Annotated in this window: 18 protein-coding genes and 1 riboswitch; of the genes, 7 read left to right on the top strand and 11 right to left on the bottom strand. The window is 70.5% G+C overall.

Annotated elements, in window-relative coordinates; all coding sequences use genetic code 11:
• The 6 genes from IE294_RS43285 to IE294_RS43260 form a co-directional block, all read left to right on the top strand.
• Positions 1-1636: APC family permease (locus IE294_RS43285; RefSeq protein WP_189894841.1), on the top strand; the 1636-nt coding region annotated here is incomplete at its 5' end.
• A gap of 190 nt (positions 1637-1826) precedes the next feature.
• Positions 1827-2222 (top strand): TOBE domain-containing protein, encoded by a 396-nt coding sequence (locus IE294_RS43280; protein ID WP_041665013.1) that lies wholly within the window; start codon positions 1827-1829, stop codon positions 2220-2222.
• A 200-nt stretch (positions 2223-2422) separates the two neighbouring features.
• Entirely contained in the window at positions 2423-3262 is an 840-nt protein-coding gene (gene modA / locus IE294_RS43275) for a molybdate ABC transporter substrate-binding protein (protein WP_189894840.1), read from the top strand.
• Positions 3259-4119: a molybdate ABC transporter permease subunit gene (gene modB, locus IE294_RS43270; RefSeq protein WP_189894839.1), complete on the top strand. Its 861-nt coding sequence runs from the start codon at positions 3259-3261 to the stop codon at positions 4117-4119. The genes modA and modB overlap by 4 nt, the downstream gene beginning before the upstream one ends.
• Complete coding sequence (locus tag IE294_RS43265; RefSeq protein WP_189894838.1) at positions 4116-5264, top strand: ABC transporter ATP-binding protein; 1149 nt, start codon at positions 4116-4118, stop codon at positions 5262-5264. The genes modB and IE294_RS43265 overlap by 4 nt, the downstream gene beginning before the upstream one ends.
• Positions 5265-5292: 28 nt before the next feature.
• The gene (locus tag IE294_RS43260; protein WP_189894837.1) at positions 5293-5712 is read left to right on the top strand and encodes a TOBE domain-containing protein; all 420 of its coding nucleotides are present in this window, start codon (positions 5293-5295) and stop codon (positions 5710-5712) included.
• A 55-nt stretch (positions 5713-5767) separates the two neighbouring features.
• On the opposite strand, the gene gcvP is transcribed toward IE294_RS43260, so the two are convergent.
• Positions 5768-8653 (bottom strand): aminomethyl-transferring glycine dehydrogenase, encoded by a 2886-nt coding sequence (gcvP, locus tag IE294_RS43255; protein WP_189894836.1) that lies wholly within the window; start codon positions 8651-8653, stop codon positions 5768-5770.
• A gap of 174 nt (positions 8654-8827) precedes the next feature.
• Positions 8828-8923, bottom strand: a riboswitch (glycine riboswitch).
• A 119-nt stretch (positions 8924-9042) separates the two neighbouring features.
• Between gcvP and IE294_RS43250 the strand changes: the two genes are divergently transcribed.
• Complete coding sequence (locus tag IE294_RS43250; RefSeq protein WP_189894835.1) at positions 9043-9414, top strand: PRC-barrel domain-containing protein; 372 nt, start codon at positions 9043-9045, stop codon at positions 9412-9414.
• Here the strand turns inward: IE294_RS43250 and IE294_RS43245 are convergent.
• The 10 genes from IE294_RS43245 to clsA form a co-directional block, all read right to left on the bottom strand.
• Positions 9336-10826, bottom strand: coding sequence for a DNA polymerase IV (locus tag IE294_RS43245; RefSeq protein ID WP_189894834.1), 1491 nt, complete (start codon positions 10824-10826; stop codon positions 9336-9338). The two genes, IE294_RS43250 and IE294_RS43245, sit on opposite strands and share 79 nt — an antisense overlap.
• 81 nt (positions 10827-10907) lie before the next feature.
• On the bottom strand, positions 10908-11591 hold the full coding sequence (locus tag IE294_RS43240; protein WP_086011502.1) for a MerR family transcriptional regulator: 684 nt from the start codon (positions 11589-11591) through the stop codon (positions 10908-10910).
• Positions 11592-11852: 261 nt separating this feature from the next.
• Positions 11853-12326 carry a bifunctional nuclease family protein gene (locus tag IE294_RS43235; protein ID WP_026253112.1) on the bottom strand — a complete coding sequence of 158 codons (474 nt, stop codon included), beginning with the start codon at positions 12324-12326 and terminating at the stop codon, positions 11853-11855.
• 85 nt (positions 12327-12411) lie between these two features.
• Positions 12412-13149 (bottom strand): transcriptional regulator FtsR, encoded by a 738-nt coding sequence (ftsR, locus tag IE294_RS43230; protein ID WP_189894833.1) that lies wholly within the window; start codon positions 13147-13149, stop codon positions 12412-12414.
• A 44-nt stretch (positions 13150-13193) separates the two neighbouring features.
• Positions 13194-14024 (bottom strand): zinc-ribbon and FHA domain-containing protein, encoded by an 831-nt coding sequence (locus IE294_RS43225; protein ID WP_189894832.1) that lies wholly within the window; start codon positions 14022-14024, stop codon positions 13194-13196.
• 190 nt (positions 14025-14214) lie between these two features.
• Entirely contained in the window at positions 14215-15078 is an 864-nt protein-coding gene (locus IE294_RS43220; protein WP_189894831.1) for a DUF881 domain-containing protein, read from the bottom strand.
• Positions 15079-15083: 5 nt separating this feature from the next.
• Entirely contained in the window at positions 15084-15416 is a 333-nt protein-coding gene (locus IE294_RS43215) for a small basic family protein (RefSeq protein ID WP_003988855.1), read from the bottom strand.
• Positions 15413-16321, bottom strand: a complete 909-nt coding sequence (locus tag IE294_RS43210; protein WP_189894830.1) for a DUF881 domain-containing protein — start codon at positions 16319-16321, stop codon at positions 15413-15415. Before IE294_RS43210 ends, IE294_RS43215 begins: the two co-directional genes overlap by 4 nt.
• Before the next feature lie 131 nt (positions 16322-16452).
• A complete protein-coding gene (locus tag IE294_RS43205) occupies positions 16453-18948 on the bottom strand; it encodes a mannose-1-phosphate guanyltransferase (protein WP_059265427.1) in 2496 nt (831 codons plus the stop codon).
• A gap of 113 nt (positions 18949-19061) precedes the next feature.
• Positions 19062-19670, bottom strand: coding sequence for a cardiolipin synthase ClsA (gene clsA, locus IE294_RS43200; RefSeq protein WP_014671419.1), 609 nt, complete (start codon positions 19668-19670; stop codon positions 19062-19064).
• Positions 19671-19840: the final 170 nt, after the last annotated feature.

Here is a 19840-nt window from a genome sequence, read left to right as displayed (position 1 = left end):
GATCGCGATGCTGGAGCGGCTGCTGTCGTTCTGGCAGGGCAAGCTGTTCGTACTCACCCTGCTGGGCTTCGCGGCGACGGACTTCCTCATCACCATCACGCTGTCCGCCGCCGACGCCTCCACCCACCTGGTGGAGAACCCGCATCTGACGCAGGCCCTCCAGGGCAAGCAGATGCTGATCACCCTCCTGTTGGTGGCCTTGCTCGGCGCGGTCTTCCTCAAGGGCTTCCTGGAGGCGATCGGGGTCGCGGTCGCCCTGGTGGGCGTGTACCTCGCCCTCAACCTCGTCGTCGTCATCACCGGCCTGTGGCACGTCGTCACCGCCGGGCACGTGGTCACCGACTGGGGCAGCGCGCTGACCGCGCAGCACGGGAACGTCTTCGTCATGATCGGCGTGGCACTGATCGTCTTCCCGAAGCTCGCGCTCGGCCTGTCCGGCTTCGAGACCGGTGTCGCCGTCATGCCGCATGTGAGGGGCGACGCCGACGACACCGAGGAGCGGCCCACGGGACGCATCCGGGACACCAAGAAGCTGCTGACCACGGCCGCGTTGATCATGAGCTGCTTCCTGATCGCCACCAGCTTCATCACCACGCTGCTGATCCCGGAGAAGGAGTTCAAGACGGGCGGCCAGGCCAACGGCCGCGCGCTCGCCTACCTCGCGCACGAGTACCTCGGCAACGCCTTCGGCACGGTGTACGACGTGTCGACCATCGCCATCCTGTGGTTCGCGGGCGCCTCCGCGATGGCCGGGCTGCTCAACCTGATGCCGCGCTATCTGCCCCGCTACGGCATGGCCCCGCACTGGGCGCGGGCGGTGCGGCCGATGGTCATCGTCTTCACCCTGGTCGCCTTCCTGGTGACCTGGATCTTCGACGCCAACGTCGACAAGCAGGGCGGCGCCTACGCCACCGGTGTGCTGGTGCTGATCAGCTCGGCCGCCATCGCCGTGACCATCGCCGCGCGCAAGGCGGGACAGCACGGCTGGACCGTCACGTTCGCGGTGATCTCGGTGGTGTTCCTCTACACGACCGTCGTGAACGTCATCGAGCGCCCGGACGGTGTGAAGATCGGTGCCTGTTTCATCGCGGGCATCGTGCTGGTGTCCCTGTTGTCCCGGCTGGCCCGTGCCTTCGAGCTGCGGGTGACCAGCGTGTCGCTCGATCCCATGGCGGAACGGTTCATACGGGACATGGCCAGCCGCAGGATGCGGTTCATCGCCAACGAGCCGGACCGCCGGGACAAGGCCGAGTACCGCGACAAGATCAAGCAGATCCGCACCGACAACGACGTGCCCGAGCAGGAGGACTTCGTCTTCGTCGAGGTCACCGTCACCGACCCGTCGGAGTTCGAGGCGGGCCTCACCGTCCGCGGCGAGGTGCTCCACGACCGCTACCGGGTGCTGACGCTGGAGTCCGCCTCGATCCCGAACGCCCTCGCCGCCCTGCTGCTGCACATCCGTGACGTCACCGGCTGCACCCCGCACATCTACTTCGAGTGGACCGAGGGCAACCCGTTCGCCAACTTCCTCCGCTTCTTCCTCTTCGGGCAGGGCGAGGTCGCCCCGGTCACCCGCGAGGTACTGCGCGAGGCGGAACCGGACCGCGAACGCCGGCCACGGGTGCACACGGGCTGAGCCGAGCCCGCGCGGCCGGGCACGGATCGCCTCGGCGCTCCGGTCGTCCGGCACCGCGACGACGTACGCCTGGCCCCGCAGCCGCCGAACGCTTCCGCCGGGACCGCGGCGCGGTACGGACGTGTCGCCGTACCTCCGACGGCCGACCCGTGTCCATGGTTCCCGGGGGCGTGGCCCTATCGTGACCGGCATGCAGTCCTACACGATCGGTCAGGCCGCGCGGCTGCTCGGCGTCAGCCCGGACACCGCCCGCCGCTGGGCCGACGCAGGCCGGGTGGCCACGCACCGCGACGAGTCCGGGCGGCGGCTCGTCGACGGCAGGGACCTCGCCGCGTTCTCGGTCGAACTGGCCAAGGCGGGCGCCGCCGAGGAGGACGCCTCGTACACCTCGGCCCGCAACGCCTTCCCCGGCATCGTCACCGCGATCAAACTCGGCGACGTCGCCGCCCAGGTGGAGATCCAGGCGGGCCCGCACCGGCTCGTCTCGCTGCTGACCCGGGAGGCGGTGGAGGAACTGGGGCTGGAGGTCGGCATGGAGGCGACCGCGCGCGTGAAGTCCACCAACGTGCACATCGACCGGACCTGACCGGGCACGTACGACCGTCCCCCCTCGGACCGACGAGCGCCGTACCAACGCACATGCGAGCCGGAAGCCCACAGTTGCCAGCTCATGCAAAGCAACAGATGACTTCTGCCTGGCACATGCGGCAAAATCATCACGGCACGGCCAACCCGGCCGTGCCCGGACGCGACCGTCGTTCGACAGAACCGAGGAGTAGATCCGTGATGACCCGTTCCGTGCGCCGGACCCGGCGGATGCTGTGGCTGGCCGGCGCGGGAGCCGCCGCCGCGCTGGCCCTCAGCGCCTGCTCCTCCTCGTCGGACTCCACCGACACGTCCCACTCCTCCGACTCGTCCGCTTCCTCCGGCACATCGACGTCCCCGAAACTCTCCGGCACGGTGACCGTGTTCGCGGCGGCCTCGCTGAAGGAGAGCTTCACGGCCCTGGGCAAGGAGTTCGAGAAGCAGCACCCGGGCACGAAGGTCGGCTTCAACTTCGGCGGCAGCGACACCCTCGCCGCGAACATCACCGGCGGTGCCCCCGCGGACGTGTTCGCCGCGGCCAGCCCCAAGACCATGGCCGTCGTGACGGACGAGAAGGACACGGCCGGCGCCCCGGTCACCTTCGTCCGCAACCAGCTGGAGATCGCCACCGTACCGGGCAACCCGCACAAGGTGGCCTCCCTGAAGGACCTCACCAAGGCCGGTCTGAAGGTCGTCCTGTGTGACAGGACCGTGCCGTGCGGCGCCGCAGCCCAGAAGGCCCTGGACGCGAGCGGTCTGAAGCTCACGCCGGTCTCCTACGAGCAGGACGTCAAGGGCGCCCTGACCAAGGTGGAGCTGAAGGAGGCCGACGCGGCGGTGGTGTACAAGACCGATGTCAGGGCCGCCGGTGACAAGGTGGAGGGCGTGGAGTTCCCCGAATCGGCCCGTGCCGTCAACGACTACCCGATCGCGCTGCTGAAGAACGCGCCGAACGCCGAGGCCGCCAAGGCGTTCATCGCCCTCGTCCGCTCCGCCGAGGGCCAGAAGGTGCTGAGCGAGGCCGGGTTCCTCAAGCCGTGACCTCGCTCGACAAGCCCGGCGCCGCGACCGGCTCCCGCACGGGCCGGCCACGGCGCCGCCGCGTCGGCACGGGGGGCCGGCGCGGGGCGCCGTTGCCGCTGCTGCTGCCGGGCGTGCTGGCCCTGGCGTTCCTGCTGCTGCCGCTGCTCTCCCTGCTCGTCCGCGCGCCCTGGCGCGGCCTGCCGGGCCGGCTGGCCGGCGCGGAGGTGTGGCAGGCGCTCCAGCTGTCCCTGGTGAGCGCCACGGCGGCGACGGCCGTCAGCCTCGTCCTCGGTGTGCCGCTGGCCTGGCTGCTGGCCCGAACGGAGTTCCCCGGCCGGGGTCTCGTGCGCGCCCTGGTGACCCTTCCGCTGGTGCTGCCGCCGGTGGTCGGCGGTGTGGCCCTCCTGCTCGCCCTCGGCCGCAACGGCGTCATCGGCCGGTGGCTCGACGCGTGGTTCGGCATCACCCTGCCGTTCACCACCGCCGGGGTCGTGATCGCGGAGGCGTTCGTCGCGATGCCGTTCCTGGTGATCAGCGTGGAGGGCACGCTGCGCGCCGCCGACCCACGGTACGAGGAGGCGGCGACCACGCTCGGCGCCTCCCGCTTCACCGCGTTCCGCCGGGTGACGCTCCCGCTGATCGCGCCCGGCATCGCGGCGGGCGCGGTGCTGGCCTGGGCCCGCGCGCTCGGCGAGTTCGGCGCGACGATCACGTTCGCGGGCAACTTCCCCGGCCGCACCCAGACCATGCCCCTCGCGGTCTACCTGGCCCTCCAGAACGACCCCGAGGCCGCCATCTCCCTCAGCCTGGTCCTGCTGACCGTGTCGATCGCGGTACTGGCGGGCCTCAGGGACCGCTGGATGACGACGTCATGACGACTCCCCACCCCAAGGCCGCCGACGGCACCGAGCCCTCCCGGGCCCCCGCGGCACCCACCGCCCCCGCACAGGACACCGCCGCAGCCACCGGCCCGCACCCGCCCTCCGGTCTCGACGCCCGCCTCGTCGTCGACCGGGGCACCTTCCGCCTGGACGTGACCCTGAAAGCCGATCCAGGGGACGTCCTCGCCCTGCTGGGCCCCAACGGCGCCGGCAAGACCACCGCCCTGCGCGCCCTCGCCGGCCTCACCCCCCTCAGCGACGGTCACCTCCACCTGGACGGCACCCCCCTGGCCCACACACCTCCGGAGTCCCGCCCGGTCGGTGTCGTCTTCCAGGACTACCTGCTCTTCCCCCACCTGTCCGCCCTGGACAACGTCGCCTTCGGCCCCCGCTGCCAGGGCGTGCGCAAGGCGGAGGCCCGAGCCCAGGCGGCGGCCTGGCTGGAGCGGATGGGCCTGACGGCCCACGCGGGCGCCAAGCCGCGCGGCCTGTCCGGCGGCCAGGCCCAGCGCGTGGCGCTCGCCCGCGCCCTGGCCACGCGTCCCCGGCTGCTGCTCCTGGACGAGCCGCTGGCGGCCCTGGACGCCCGTACCCGGCTGGAGGTCCGCGCACAGCTCCGGCGCCACCTGGCCGAGTTCGAGGCGGTCTCCGTGCTGGTCACCCACGACCCGCTGGACGCCATGGTGCTCGCGGACCGCCTGGTGGTCGTGGAGCACGGCCGGGTCGTCCAGGAGGGCACCCCCGCCGACATCGCCCGCCACCCGCGCACGGACTACATCGCCCGGCTCGTCGGCCTCAACCTCTACCGCGGACAGGCCGCGGGGCACACCGTACGGCTCGACACCGGGCCCGCGATCACGACCACGGAGGAGCTGTCGGGCCCGGCCTTCGTGGCCTTCCCGCCGTCCGCCGTGACCCTGTTCCGGGACCGGCCCTCCGGCGCCAGCGCCCGCAACCTGTGGCGCTGCGAGGTCGTCGGCCTGGAGACGTACGGCGACCAGATCCGCGCCGACCTCACCGGTGAGCTGCCGCTCGCGGCCGACCTGACGACGGTCGCCGCCGCCGAGCTGGACCTGCACCCGGGTGCACCGGTCTGGGCGACGGTCAAGGCGACGCAGACCCACGCATACCCGGCCTGAGCGGACCGGCGCTCTACGGTGGGTGCCCATGACCCTGAGCATCCGCAACCAGCTGCCCGGCACCGTCACCGAGGTGCGCCCGGGCGAAGTCATGGCGACCGTCAAAGTCCGGCTCACCGGCGGCCAGGACCTCACCGCGGCCGTCACCCTGGAAGCCGTCGAGCAGCTCGGCCTCGCCCCGGGTTCCCCGGTGACCGCCCTGGTGAAGGCGACGGAGGTCTCCCTGGCAGCCAACCGGGTCGAGGGTCTGTCGATCCGCAACCAGCTGCGGGGCACCGTCATCCGTCTCTCGCTCGGCGAGGCGATGGCCACCGTCCGGGTCGCCGTGGAAGGCGGTGAACTCACCGCCGCGATCACGAAGGACGCGGCCGGGGACCTCGGCCTGTTCGTGGGCTCCGACGTCGTCGCCCTGATCAAGGCGACGGAGGTCTCGCTGGCGACGGCGTAGGAAATCCCGAAGGCCCCGCCCGGAAACCCGGGCGGGGCCTTCGTCAGCGGTTCGCTCAGTCCTCGTAGGCGTCCAGCGGCGGGCAGGAGCACACCAGGTTGCGGTCGCCGTAGGCCTGGTCGATGCGGCGCACCGGCGGCCAGTACTTGTCGGCGGCCGAGACACCGGCCGGGAAGACGGCCTCCTCGCGGCTGTAGGCGTGCGTCCACTCACCGCCGAGCGCGGCGGCGGTGTGCGGGGCGTTCCGCAGCGGGTTGTCCTCGGCGGGCCACGCGCCGGAGCCGACCTTGTCGATCTCCGCGCGGATGGCGATCATCGCATCGCAGAAGCGGTCCAGCTCGGTCAGGTCCTCGGACTCGGTCGGCTCGATCATCAGCGTGCCGGCCACCGGGAAGGACATGGTCGGCGCGTGGAAGCCGTAGTCGATCAGGCGCTTGGCGACGTCGTCCACGCTCACGCCGGTCGCCTTGGTCAGCGGGCGCAGGTCGATGATGCACTCGTGCGCGACGAGGCCGCCGGGGCCGGTGTAGAGCACCGGGTAGTGCGGCTCCAGGCGCTTGGCGACGTAGTTCGCGGAGAGCACCGCGACCTGCGTGGCCCGCTTGAGGCCCTCACCGCCCATCAGACGGACGTACGCCCACGAGATCGGCAGGATGCCCGCGCTGCCCCACGGAGCGGCCGAGATCGGGCCCACGCCCGTCTCAGGGCCGGCCTCCGGCTGGAGCGGGTGGTTCGGCAGGTACGGCGCCAGGTGCGAGCGGACCGCCACCGGGCCGACGCCCGGGCCGCCGCCGCCGTGCGGGATGCAGAACGTCTTGTGCAGGTTCAGGTGGGAGACGTCACCGCCGAAGTGGCCGGGCTTGGCGAGGCCGACGAGCGCGTTGAGGTTGGCGCCGTCGACGTACACCTGGCCGCCCGCCTCGTGCACCTGGGCGCAGATGTCGGCGACGTGCTCCTCGAACACACCGTGCGTGGAGGGGTAGGTGATCATCAGCACCGCCAGCTCGTCGCGGTGCTGCTCGATCTTGGCGCGCAGGTCCTCGACGTCGATCTCGCCGTCCTCGGCGGTCTTGACGACGACGACCTTCATGCCGGCCATAACGGCGCTGGCCGCGTTGGTGCCGTGGGCGGAGGACGGGATGAGGCACACGGTGCGCTGCTCGTCGCCGTTGGCGCGGTGGTAGCCACGTACGGCGAGCAGACCGGCCAGCTCGCCCTGGGAGCCGGCGTTCGGCTGGAGGGAGACCTTGTCGTAGCCGGTGACCTCGGCGAGGCGGTCCTCCAGCTCGTGGATGAGCGCGAGGTAGCCCTGGGCCTGCTCGACGGGTGCGAAGGGGTGCAGCTGCCCGAACTCGGGCCAGGTGACCGGCTCCATCTCGGTGGTCGCGTTGAGCTTCATGGTGCAGGAGCCCAGCGGGATCATGCCGCGGTCCAGCGCGTAGTCGCGGTCGGCCAGCTTGCGCAGGTAGCGCAGCATCGCGGTCTCGGAGCGGTGCTGGTGGAAGACCGGGTGGGTGAGGTAGGCGTCGGTGCGCAGCAGCGCCTCGGGCAGGGTGTCCTCGGCGCTCTCGTCCAGCGCCTCGATGTCGCCCTCGACACCGAAGGCGGCGAAGACGGCGTCCAGCTGGGCCCGGTCGGTGGTCTCGTCGCAGGCCGCCGAGACGTGGTCGGCGTCGACGAGACGCAGGTTGACCCCGTTCTCCCGGGCGGCGGCGACGATCGCGGCGGCCTTGCCGGGCACGCGCGCGGTGAGCGTGTCGAAGTACGCGCCGTGGACGATCTCCACGCCACCGGCCTTCAGCCCCTCGGCGAGGATCGTGGCGTACCGGTGCGTGCGCCGGGCGATGGTCCGCAGGCCCTCCGGCCCGTGGTAGACGGCGTACATGCCGGCCATCACGGCGAGCAGCACCTGGGCGGTGCAGATGTTGCTGGTGGCCTTCTCGCGGCGGATGTGCTGCTCACGGGTCTGGAGCGCCAGGCGGTAGGCCTTGTTGCCGTCGACGTCGACGGAGACGCCGACGAGCCGGCCGGGGAGGCTGCGCGCGAACTTCTCGCGTACGGCCATGTAGCCGGCGTGCGGGCCGCCGAAGCCCATCGGCACACCGAAGCGCTGGGTCGTGCCGACGGCGATGTCCGCCCCGAGCTCGCCCGGCGACGTCAGCAGGGTCAGCGCGAGCAGATCGGCGGCGACCGTGACCAGGGCGCCCAGCTCGTGCGCCTGGTCGATGACGGGCTTGACGTCCCGTACGGCACCCGAGGCGCCCGGGTACTGGATCAGCACGCCGCTGATCTCGCGCTCGGCGATGTCCGCCGGGATGCCGTCGCCGAGGTCGGCGACGACGACCTCGACGCCGGTCGGCTCGGCGCGGGTCTCGATCACGGCGATGGTCTGCGGCAGCGCGTCCGCGTCGACCAGGAACAGGCCCCTCTTGTTCTTGCCCATGCGCAGGGACAGCGCCATGGCCTCGGCGGCGGCGGTGCCCTCGTCCAGCAGGGAGGCGCCGGAGGTGGGCAGGCCGGTCAGCTCGGCGACCATCGTCTGGAAGTTCAGCAGGGCCTCCAGGCGGCCCTGGGAGATCTCCGGCTGGTACGGCGTGTAGGCCGTGTACCAGGCCGGGTTCTCCATGACGTTGCGCAGGACGACGGGAGGCGTGAAGGTGCCGTAGTAGCCCAGGCCGATCATGGAGCCGAGGACCTGGTTGCGGTCGGCGAGCGAGCGCAGCTCGGCGAGCACCTCGGCCTCGGTGCGGGCGCCCGGCAGGTCCAGGGCATCGGCGTTCTTGATCACATCCGGCACCGCGGCGGCGGTCAGCTCGTCGAGCGAGCCGTACCCGACCTGCGCGAGCATCTTGGCCCGCGCCTCCTGGTCGGGCCCGATGTGGCGCTGCTCGAACGGGGTGCCCGCTTCGAGTTCGGAGAGCGGAATGCGATGGGCGGTCATTGCGGAGGCCTCCTGGTCTGACGCGACCTGCGAGGGGCACCACGGCGCGGGCACCCCGACGGCCTCCCCCTCTGTCATCACGACCTGAGAGCTTCACCGGACGCCCGTGGGCACCGGCTTTCCCCGTCGGTGAGAGCGGAAGCCGTCGACATCCGCCCTGCTTTCCAGAGTGACCTCGTCCGTGCGGTACGTGAGCCTGAGAGATTCCGGGGAGGATTTGCTCCTTCGGCGCCTCCGACGGTGGTCGGAGGACTCTCCCGCACGGGGTCAGCAGCCGCTGTCAGCCTACCAGCGAGGTCAACACCGGGGTCTTCGAGTGGCCGCCTCGTTGAATGTGGTCTTTTGTAGTGCTTACGGATGAGTTGCGACCACGTGGAGGGAGAGGGACCGTGCAGACCGACATCGATCCGCGCAACCTGATCGGCCGCAAGGCGTTCGACCGCAACGGCACCAAGATCGGCACCATCGACGAGGTGTACCTGGACGACGCGACCGGCGTGCCCGAATGGGCGGCCATACGCACCGGCCTGTTCTCCCGGGACGCCTTCGTGCCGCTGGAGCCCAGCGAACTCGTCGAGGGCATCCTGCACGTCCCCTTCGACCGCTCCCTCATCAAGGACGCCCCCGACTTCGGCGTGGGCCGCCACCTCTCCCCCGAACAGGAGCTCCAGCTCTACCACCACTACGGCCTCGATGTGGCCTCACCCCCCAAGGTCCCGGACCACGACTTCGGCAAGCTGGCGGGGTCGGAGGAGGCCTGAGCCGCGAGGTCCTCCGGGGGCCGGGGCGGAGCCGTGCGACGGCCACGGTCAGGCGGACCGGGACGTTCGGCCGGGCGGGAGGAATCCGGGACCAACGGCAACGGATCGGCGGACTCCAGCGCGGGATCGTCGGCGAAGAACGTCCGCACCCGCCCCGGAGAGGAGTGCGGCGTCTCGAACCGCACGGTCACCCGCCCCAGCCCGCTCCCCTGCACCCACCCGTGCCCGTGCTCCGTGTGCCGCACGTCCTGTCCGGCCCGCCACTGCCGCTCGACGGGCTCCGCCCGCTCCACGACCGCCTCCACCGCACCCTTCTCCGGCTCCTCCGCCGCCGGCACGGGCATCGCCTGCGCGAACAGGTCCTCCTGCGTGTAGTCGGCGAGCCCGGACACCCCCACCCCGAGCAGCCGCACCCCGCCCGTCGTGTCCACGGAGTCCAGCAGGCGCGCCGCCGCCTCGCGGATGACCACGGGGTCGTCCGTGGGCCCCCTGAGCGTCTCGGACCGGGTCAGGGTGGAGAAGTCGTACCGCCGCACCTTCAGCACGATGGTCCGCCCGGACAGCCCGGCCTGGCGCAGCCGCCGCACACACCGGTCGGCCAGCCGCTGCACCTCCAGACCGACCCGCAGCCGGTCGTGGATGTCCACGTCGTACGTGTCCTCCACCGACACCGACTTGGTCTCCCGCTCGGCCACCACGGGCCGCTCGTCCCGGGCCAGGGCCATGGCGTACAGCGCGTGCCCGTGCGCTTTGCCGAGCAGCCGGACCAACTCGTCCTCGCCGGCCTCCGCCAGTTCCTCCACCGTGGTGATCCCGGCCCGGCGCAGATGGTCCCCGGTGGCCGGTCCGACCCCCGGCAGGGTGCGCACCGGCATCGGCGCCAGCAGCGCCCGCTCCGTGCCCGGCTCGATCAGCCGCAGGCCGTCCGGCTTGGCCTGCTCGGAGGCGATCTTCGCGAGCATCTTGGAGGCGGCGAGCCCCACCGATCCGGTGAGCCCGGTGACCGCCCGGATGTCCGCGCGCAGCTTCTCCCCGGCCCGCCGCGCCGACTCCTCGTCCCAGGCCGCTCCCCCGGCCTCCAGGTCCACGAACGCCTCGTCCAGGCTCAGCGGCTCGACCAGCGGTGACAGCTCCCGCAGCAGCGCCATCACCTGCTCGCTGATCGTCCGGTACAGGGTGAAGCGCGGCACCAGGTACGCGGCGTTGGGTGCCAGCCGGCGCGCCTGGGACATGGGCATCGCCGAGTGCACCCCGAACACCCGTGCCTCGTACGACGCGGTCGCCACCACCCCGCGCGGTCCGAGCCCGCCCACGACCACCGCTTTCCCGCGCAGGCTCGGCTTGGACGCCTGCTCCACCGAGGCGAAGAAGGCATCCATGTCGAGATGCAGGATCGTGGGCGCGTTTCTCACATCTCCGATGCTGCACCACGGCACTGACAACGCCGTGACGCCGGGGCGCCCCGCGAGAAGTCCGGCGGCCGGACCCGGAGGTCAGACCGCCCGGTTGCGGCGCCGCGCCAGCTCGTCCGCGGGGTTGTGCCCGACCAGGGTCTCGCCGGTGTCGATGCGCTCGCCGTGCAGCTGGGAGAGGGCGCTTTCCACGTCCCGCCACACCACGCCGACGGCGATCCCGAAGATGCCCTGACCGCCTTGGAGCAGGGCGTGGACCTCGTCCGGCGAGGTGCACTCGTACACGGTCGCGCCGTCGCTCATCAGGGTCATCCGCTCCAGGTCGCGGAAACCGCGCTCCCTGAGGTGCTGGACGGCCGTGCGGATGTTCTGCAAGGACACCCCGGTGTCCAGGAACCGCTTCACGATCTTCAGGACGACGACGTCCCGGAAGCTGTACAGACGCTGGGTGCCCGACCCGTAGGCGGGCCGTACGCTGGGCTCGACCAGACCGGTGCGGGCCCAGTAGTCGAGCTGCCGGTAGGTGATGCCGGCAGCCGCGCAGGCCGTGGGCCCGCGGTAGCCGATCTCCTCGGACGCCATGGACGCCACCCCTCCGCCGTTCGGCACCGCCGTCGGCAGCTGCGGAGCGTGCTCCACCGCGCTGCCGGGATGGGCATGACCCCCGCCGGAGCGCGGTCGTGAGCTCGGGGGCGGGTACGGACCGCTCTCCCCGAAACCGCGTCCGGGGGCACCCCCAGCCGTACCGTCGCCGCTGGTTCTCACGCCGACCTCCGTCCTTGACCTGCCTTCTCGACGGTAGGCAGTCACCAGGGGTGCGTCAACGATCGCCACACTCGGCACGCCGAGTGATAATCACCCAAGGAGTGGTTTCCCGTGTCCCACCGCGGGGAAAGGCTAGCCGAATGCGCTGACGGGGGGCCGTAGGACGCTCTCACTGGCCGGAGGCAATTGCCGGGGCGAGGGCCGCGCGGGGCCGCCGTCCGCCCCGGTGGACCACCGGGGCGGGCAGGCCGGTCCCCTGGCTCACTGGCTGCTGGTGCCGAAGTCCTCGGGCGAGATCTGGTCGAGGAACTCGCGGAACTTCTCCACCTCGTCCTCCTGCTCGTCCGGAATGGCGATGCCGGCGTCGTCGAGCACCGTGTCACTGCCGTAGATCGGCGTCCCGGTGCGCAGGGCGAGCGCTATGGCATCGGAGGGGCGGGCGCTGACCTCGACCCCACTGGCGAACACCAGCTCCGCGTAGAAGACACCTTCCCGCAGATCGGTGATACGCACCTCGGTCAGCTCCTGGCCGACGGCCTCCAGCACGTCCTTGAACAGGTCGTGGGTCAGCGGTCGCGCGGGGGCCATGCCCTGCTGGGCGAAGGCGATCGCCGTCGCCTCCCCCGGCCCGATCCAGATGGGGAGGTAACGGTCGCCTCCCACTTCGCGCAGGAGCACGATCGGTTGGTTGGAGGGCATTTCGACCCGGACACCTACGACATCGAGCTCGTTCACACAGCAACCCTAGGCCGTGCCCGGGACGTTTGGGTAGTCGGGCCGGGAACAGGTGCCCGATCCGGCCGCTCCACGGCCCGCCCGATCAGGGCAGCCGCACCCCGAGAGCGGTCTTCACCAGGGCCGCGTGCAGCTTCACCGTCAGGGCCGCCAGCTCCTTCGTACGGGCCTCGGCGTGTGCCCTGGTCTGCGGGTTGCGGTGGCGCTTGAGCGGGGCCACGACCTGGTCGACCAGGCCCGCCTCGCGGTCGGCGGCGGCCTTCATCACCCGCAGGTGGCGCGGCTCGATCCCGAACCGGCCCAGCTCGGCGATGAGCGAGGCCACGGTGACGGCCTCGGCGTCGTAGGCCCCGTCCTCCAGCGCGGCGATGAGCCCGTAGGACTCCCACTCCTTCAGGTCGTCCTCGTCGATGTCCGCGGCGGCCAGCAGCTCGGCCCTGCCGATCCTGGCCACCGTCGGCCCCTCCACACGCGCGGGCACGTCCTCCGCGGTGCGCTGACGGCCCACCACGGGCAGCGGGACGGCCTCACCCCGCTCCATGGCGTCCAGATGCTCACGGATCACCTTGAGCGGCAGATAGTGGTCCCGCTGCATCCGCAGGACGTGACCGAGGCGCTCGACGTCCCCGGCGCTGAACTTGCGGTACCCCGACGGGGTCCGCTGCGGCTCGATGAGCCCCTCCGACTCCAGGAAGCGGATCTTGGAGATGGTGACTTCGGGGAACTCGTCGCGCAGCACGTTCAGCACCGTGCCGATGCTCATCAGCCCACTGTCCCTGGCGGCGGTACCGCTTCCGGCACCGCCGCTCGGTGTTTGAAGCATGGACCTTCCCTGGGGGTCCCCCCGGACATCAGTCCGGGGGCGGGTCAGATGCCCTGCCGGCTCGCGTAGAACACCAGCCGGTACTTGCCGATCTGCACCTCGTCACCGTTCGACAGAGCGACCTGGTCGATGCGCTCCCGGTTGACGTACGTGCCGTTCAGGCTGCCCACGTCGGCCACCGTGAAGGAGCCGTCCGGGGAGCGCCGGAACTCCACGTGGCGCCGGGAGACGGTCACGTCGTCCAGGAAGATGTCGCTCTGCGGATGACGGCCGGCCGTGGTCAGGTCGCTGTCCAGCAGGAAGCGGCTGCCCGAGTTCGGCCCCCGGCGCACCACCAGCAGCGCCGAGCCCATCGGCAGCGCGTCCACCGCGGCCTGCGCCTCCGGGGAGAGCATCGGCAGCGGCGTCTGACCGGTCGCCTCGGAGTCGTAGGCCTCCAGACCCGAGATCGAGATCGTGGACGTCGTCTCCGTGGCCCGCTCGGGCGTCAACCCGGGACGCAGCGGCGCCCCGCAGTTGGAGCAGAACCGGGCGTTCTCCGCGTTCCGGTTACCGCACCTCGTACATACCAGGACCGACATCGACGGATCCTCCTGCCGCGGCTGCCCCGCCGGGGCGTTGGACGCGTACGGGCCGGGGGCGAACCCTCCACCCGTACCTGAGGTTGACGGTTGCCCGAAACCTATGCCGCCGGACTGGGCAGGGTCAACAGACGCCGCGCCCTGACCTCCCGAAATGTCACCGCCCGGACCAGCGACCTGGTCCCGGAACAGCGGGCGCTGGCCCTCCGCGTCAGGCTGTGCGCGATGACGAGCGGTCGCGTTGCCGCTGCCCTCTCGCGCGCTCTTGCCGAACAACTTCGCAAACAACTTCACGGGCGATTCCCCTTGACCGAAACAGACCCGCCCGTGGGGCAGGACGAACCCTGATTGCCTACACCGGCCGAGCCGGACATTCTCACAACGTCCGTAACCACCAGACAGTTTCCACCACGCACCACCCCTTCGGTGCGCCGACCCCCCGCAACCTCATGCCCCTGCCGGACGGCCCCCATGCACCGCCGGTTCACTGGGAGGACGACCGAGCGTAGTCAGGCCGCTTCGCCTGTCGCAAGGCGTCCACGACGATCTTGTCCGACCGCTCGACGGTCACCGTGGCCTGCTCCTTCTCCAGAGTCTGCACCACGCCCCCAGGGATGTTCAGCGCGGGCTCAAGGTCCTGCGGCTTGCCGATGACCTTGAAACGATAGGGGGCGTTGATCTTGTTCCCGTCGACGCTCACGCTCTTGTCTGCGTCGGTGAAGTAGGTGCCGGTGACCACCCGGACCCCGTTGACCTGGATCGCCTCCGCACCGGCCGCGCGCAACTCCTGGATCGCGTCGAGCAGCATGTCCGCCTGGACCGTCCCCTTCGTGTCCTCGATCGTCATGGTGATGCCGGGACCCTGCGCCGCCACGGTGCCCGCCAGGATGCCGAGTTGCCTCTCCTTCTCGGCGGTCTGCCGGCGCGCCTCCGCGGCCTGGTCGGAGCTGCTCTGAAGCTCCTGACGCTGCTTTTCGAGTCCCTGCTTCTCGTCCTGAAGACGCTGCGTACGCGAATCCAGTTCATCGAGGATGCGTACAAGATCTTCTTGGCGGGCTCCGCGCAGCGCGCTGTCGGTGTCGCTGTTGGACGCCACCTGCACGGCCAGGCCGAAGCCCAGCCCGAACAGCAGCACCGCCACGATGAGTTGAGCACGCGTGAAGCGCGGCGGCCACAGCCCCTTGACGAGCCGCTGCCGGCCCGTCAGCGGCTGCTGGGACTCCCCCTGGGCCGGCTGCCCGGCCTCGGGGGCGGGCGCGGGCACTTCCGCCGGCAGTTCCCTGCGCAGCCGGTTCCCCGGCTGGTCGTTCCGGCCGTTGCCGTCGTTGCTGTCGTTCTGCTCGCTCATCGGTGTCACGCCCGGAACACGTGCCGCCGGATCGCCGCGGCGTTGGAGAAGATACGGATACCCAGGACCACGACGACGCCCGTGGACAGCTGCGCGCCCACGCCCAACTTGTCGCCGAGGAACACGATGAGGGCGGCTACGACCACGTTCGACAGGAACGACACCACGAAGACCTTGTCGTCGAAGATGCCGTCGAGCATGGCCCGCAGACCACCGAAGACGGCGTCCAGCGCCGCGACGACGGCGATCGGCAGATAAGGCTCGACGACCGCCGGAACCTCGGGCCGGACCAACAGGCCGGCCACGACTCCCACGACGAGGCCCAGTACGGCGATCACGATGTGCCCTTCTCGGATTTCTCGGACTTCGGCTGTGCTGTGCGTACGGTCACACTGGGTGCGGCGGGCAACCGGATGTCACCCTCCGCGGAGATGGTGGCGCGGATGCCGTAGCTCTCCTCCAGGGCATGCAGATACAGGCCGTCGGCGCTGTTCTGGAACCCGGTGCTCAGCCTCTCCCCGTCCCCCACCGCCAGCACCGTGTACGGCGGCACCAGCGGCCTGTTGTCGACCAGTATCGCGTCACCCGCCGCCCTGATCGCGGACAGGGCGGTCAGCCGCTGCCCGTTGACGGAGATCGCCTCGGCCCCGGAGGCCCACAGTCCGTTGACCACGCGCTGCATGTCGCGGTCCCGTACCCGGCCGGTGTCGGAGAAGCCCGACGTCTCACGGGGATTGGAGCCGTCCCCGCCGCCGCCCGCCTCCTTGGCGTCGTTCACGACGAGCTTGACACCGGGACCGTGCACCGCGGTGGCACCCGACAACAGACCCACCAGGTCCGCCTCGGCGCTGCCCCCGCTCGACTTCAGGGCCGCCCGCTGGCGCGCGCTGACGTCGTCGCGCAGCGTGTCGACGGTGCTTTCGAGCTTGTCGGCGTCGGCCGTCTCGCTGTCGATGCGGTCGATCAACTCCTGGCGCTCCTTGGCCACGACGGGTGCCGTCACACGCGCCTGGGCCGCCCCCACGGTCACGACGAGCGCCGTGAGGACGAGGCCGGCGGCCAGGCCCAGCTTGGCCCGGAGCGTCTTCGGCAGGCCGCCCTCGCCCTCGGACTTCCTCCGGGCTGCGGCCTCGGCGTACCCGTCGTCGAGGCTGTGGTCCATGACGTTGGTGATCAACGACATGGAGGCGTCCGGGCGCTGCGGCCGCGTGGGGCTGCTCCGAACGGGGGGTTGCTGCGGCATGCCGCACATCGTCGCATGTCGCGAGCAGTACCTCCGAACGGCCCCACCCGCGTGCCGGACAGGCCCCCTTGGGGGACACTTGTCCGGCACGCACGCGTGCAGCGGGTTTTGCCGTTCTCAGCCGCCGACCGTCACCGGCCGGCGCTGTCCACAACCGCCGACCACTCGTCCAGCAGGGCCTGCGCGGAGGCGTCGTCCGGCCCCTCCGCCCACAGATGGGTGACCGCCTCGGCCGGGTCGGGCAGCACCATCACCCAGCGCCCGTCGGTCTCCACGACCCGCACACCATCGGTCGTGTCGACGGAGCGATCTCCCGCCGCCTCGACCACCCGCCGCATCACCAGGCCCTTGACGGCCCACGGCGTCGCCAGGTCCCGCTTGAGGACGTGCGCCCGCGGGATCCGGGCGTCGATCTGGCTCAGCGTGAGCTGCGTCCGCGCCACAAGCCCGATCAGACGTACGAAGGCGGCCGTGCCGTCGTACACACCGCTGAACTCCGGGACGATGAACCCGCCCTTGCCGTCGCCACCGAAGATGGTGCCCTCCTCGCGCCCCACGCGCGTGAGGTCGTCGGGCGAGGTGGTCGTCCACTCGACCTGGGTGCCGTGGTACGCGGCCACCTGCTCGGCGATCCGGGTCGTGGTGACCGGCAGCGCCACCCGCCCGCTGCGCCGCTCGGCGGCCACCAGGTCGAGCATGACCAGCAGCGCCCGGTCGTCCTCGATGATCCGGCCCTTCTCGTCCACGAGCGACAGCCGCTCGCCCACGGGGTCGAACCGCACACCGAACGCGGCACCCGAGGACGCCACGATCTCGCCGAGCCGCACCAGCCCCTTCCGCCGCATCTCGGCCGTCTCGGTGGGCCGGGACTCGTCCAGACCCGGGTTGATGGTCAGCGAGTCCACACCGAGCTTGCCGAGCAGGCTGGGCAGCACGAGCCCGGCACTGCCGTTCGAGGCGTCCACGACCACCTTGAGGCCCGACTCGGCTATCCCGGTCGTGTCGACGTTGCGCAGCAGCGATCCGGTGTACGAGTCGAAGACGCTGGCCGGGAAGTGCAGGTCACCGATCTCACCGGGGAACGCCCGCCGGTACTCCTGGCGCGCGAACACCCGGTCCAGCTTGCGCTGGCTGCCCTGCGAGAGGTCCGCGCCCTGTCCGTCGAAGAACATGATGTCGACCGAGTCCGGGACACCCGGCGAGGTCCGGATCATGATGCCGCCGGCACTGCCGCGCGCGGTCTGCTGCCGGGCCACGGGCAGCGGTACGTTCTCCAGGTCGCGCACGTCGATGGCGCTGGCCTGGAGTGCGGAGATCACCGCCCGCTTGAGCGCCCGGGCGCCCCGGGAGTGGTCGCGGGCCGTGGTGACGGTGGAGCCCTTCTTCAGGGTCGTCGCGTAGGCGCCGGCGAGCCGTACCGCCAGCTCCGGCGTGATCTCCACGTTCAGGATGCCGGAGACGCCCCGGGCGCCGAACAGATGGGCCTGCCCCCGGGACTCCCAGATCACCGAGGTGTTGACGAACGCACCGGCCTCGATGGTCTTGAACGGGTAGACGCGGACGTTGCCCTGAACGATCGATTCCTCACCGATCAGGCACTCGTCACCGATGACCGCGCCGTCCTCGATCCGGGCCGCACGCATGATGTCCGTGTTCTTGCCGACGACACAGCCGCGCAGATTGCTGTGCTGCCCTATGTACACGTTGTCGTGCACGACGGCCTTGTGCAGGAAGGCACCGCTCTTGACGACGACATTGGAGCCGACGACGGTGTGCTCCCGGATCTCCGCGCCGGCCTCGACCTTCGCATAGTCACCGATGTACAGCGGCCCGCGCAGCACGGCGTCGGGATGCACCTCGGCGCCCTCGGCCACCCACACGCCCGGGGAGATCTCGAAGCCGTCGATGTCGACGTTGACCTTGCCTTCGAGGACGTCCGCCTGGGCCTTCACATAGCTCTCGTGCGTGCCGACGTCCTCCCAGTAGCCCTCGGCGACATAGCCGTAGATCGGCTTGCCTTCCTTCATCAACTGCGGGAAGACATCGCCGGACCAGTCGACGGGCACATCGGCTTCGACGTAGTCGAAGACCTCGGGCTCCATGACGTAGATGCCCGTGTTCACCGTGTCCGAGAAGACCTGCCCCCAGGTCGGCTTCTCCAGGAAGCGTTCGACCTTGCCTTCCTCGTCGACGATCGTGATGCCGAACTCCAGCGGATTGGGCACACGGGTCAGGCAGACCGTGACCAGAGCGCCCTTCTCCTTGTGGAAATTGATCAGCTCGGTGAGGTCGAAGTCGGTCAGGGCATCGCCGGAGATGACGAGGAAGGCATCGTCCTTCAACGCCTCCTCGGCGTTCTTGACGCTTCCGGCGGTACCGAGTGGCTTCTCCTCGTTGGCGTACGTGAGCTCCATGCCGAGCTCTTCGCCGTCACCGAAGTAGTTCTTTACGAGGGACGCCAGGAACTGCACGGTGACCACGGTCTCGTTGAGCCCGTGCTTTTTGAGCAGTCGCAGCACATGCTCCATGATCGGGCGGTTCGCCACGGGCAGGAGCGGCTTGGGCATGCTGGAGGTCATTGGGCGAAGGCGCGTGCCTTCGCCGCCGGCCATCACGACGGCCTTCATGTCGGAAGCGTCCTCCTAAAGAGATGACTGTCTAGCCGACTTCACCCGTCCAAAGTGTCCCGCATTTCGCGGCGGGGGGCCATCGGACGACTTTGTCCAGACAAGAGACGGGCTCAATCGGCCACGGCGTCCGCGCGCACCAGACGGCGGACTTGTACTACGTACAGCACTCCTGCCCACCAATAGAGGGTTGTACCCCATCCGGCGAAAGCCCACCCGAAAACTGCGGCGAGTGACGCGATCCATCCGTTTCCGTCGCTGAGCAGCAGCAGCGGGAAGGCGTACATGAGGTTGAACGTGGCGGCCTTGCCGAGGAAGTTCACCTGCGGCGGCGGATAGCCGTGCCGGCGGAGGATGCCCACCATGACCAGGAGGACCAGCTCCCGGGCCAGCAGGAGGGCGGTGAGCCAGAGCGGGAGGATTTCCCGCCAGGTCAGCCCGAGCAGCGTGGACAGGACGTAGAGCCGGTCGGCTGCGGGGTCGAGCAGTCGGCCGAGGCTGCTGATCTGGTTCCAGCGCCGGGCGAGCTTGCCGTCCAGGTAGTCGCTGACCCCGCTGAACGCGAGCACGAGGAGGGCCCAGCCATCGCTCTTGGGGCCGCCGAACTCCGGCCTGAGGATCAACCACAGGAAGAGGGGTACGCCGACGAGCCGCGCCATGCTGAGGATGTTGGGGATGGTGAGGACCCGGTCTGTCTGGACGCGGGTCTCCTGGACCTCCACCCGGGGGCCTCCTGTGCGAAATGAACCAACGATGCCCCCTGACCCTACCTCAACGCAAAAAAGCTCCGGCCCCTGGGCAGTGCCCAAGAGCCGGAGCTTCAAAAGGAGTTCGGCGGCGTCCTACTCTCCCACAGGGTCCCCCCTGCAGTACCATCGGCGCTGTGAGGCTT

It is taken from the genome of Streptomyces canarius (assembly GCF_014650735.1).
GTDB classification, from domain to species: domain Bacteria; phylum Actinomycetota; class Actinomycetes; order Streptomycetales; family Streptomycetaceae; genus Streptomyces; species Streptomyces olivaceoviridis.
Note: the sequence above shows the minus strand (reverse complement) of the source record. Positions and strands in the feature narration are given on the sequence as shown.

What these genes read in the sequence shown, in the direction of transcription:
- IE294_RS43280 (WP_041665013.1), top strand. Translation starts at nt 1,827, where the DNA reads ATGCAGTCCTACACGATCGGTCAGGCCGCGCGGCTGCTCGGCGTCAGC.
- modA (WP_189894840.1), top strand. Translation starts at nt 2,423, where the DNA reads ATGACCCGTTCCGTGCGCCGGACCCGGCGGATGCTGTGGCTGGCCGGC.
- IE294_RS43265 (WP_189894838.1), top strand. Translation starts at nt 4,116, where the DNA reads ATGACGACTCCCCACCCCAAGGCCGCCGACGGCACCGAGCCCTCCCGG.
- IE294_RS43260 (WP_189894837.1), top strand. Translation starts at nt 5,293, where the DNA reads ATGACCCTGAGCATCCGCAACCAGCTGCCCGGCACCGTCACCGAGGTG.
- gcvP (WP_189894836.1), bottom strand. Translation starts at nt 8,653, where the DNA reads ATGACCGCCCATCGCATTCCGCTCTCCGAACTCGAAGCGGGCACCCCG.
- ftsR (WP_189894833.1), bottom strand. Translation starts at nt 13,149, where the DNA reads ATGCTTCAAACACCGAGCGGCGGTGCCGGAAGCGGTACCGCCGCCAGG.
- IE294_RS43220 (WP_189894831.1), bottom strand. Translation starts at nt 15,078, where the DNA reads ATGAGCGAGCAGAACGACAGCAACGACGGCAACGGCCGGAACGACCAG.
- IE294_RS43210 (WP_189894830.1), bottom strand. Translation starts at nt 16,321, where the DNA reads ATGCCGCAGCAACCCCCCGTTCGGAGCAGCCCCACGCGGCCGCAGCGC.
- IE294_RS43205 (WP_059265427.1), bottom strand. Translation starts at nt 18,948, where the DNA reads ATGAAGGCCGTCGTGATGGCCGGCGGCGAAGGCACGCGCCTTCGCCCA.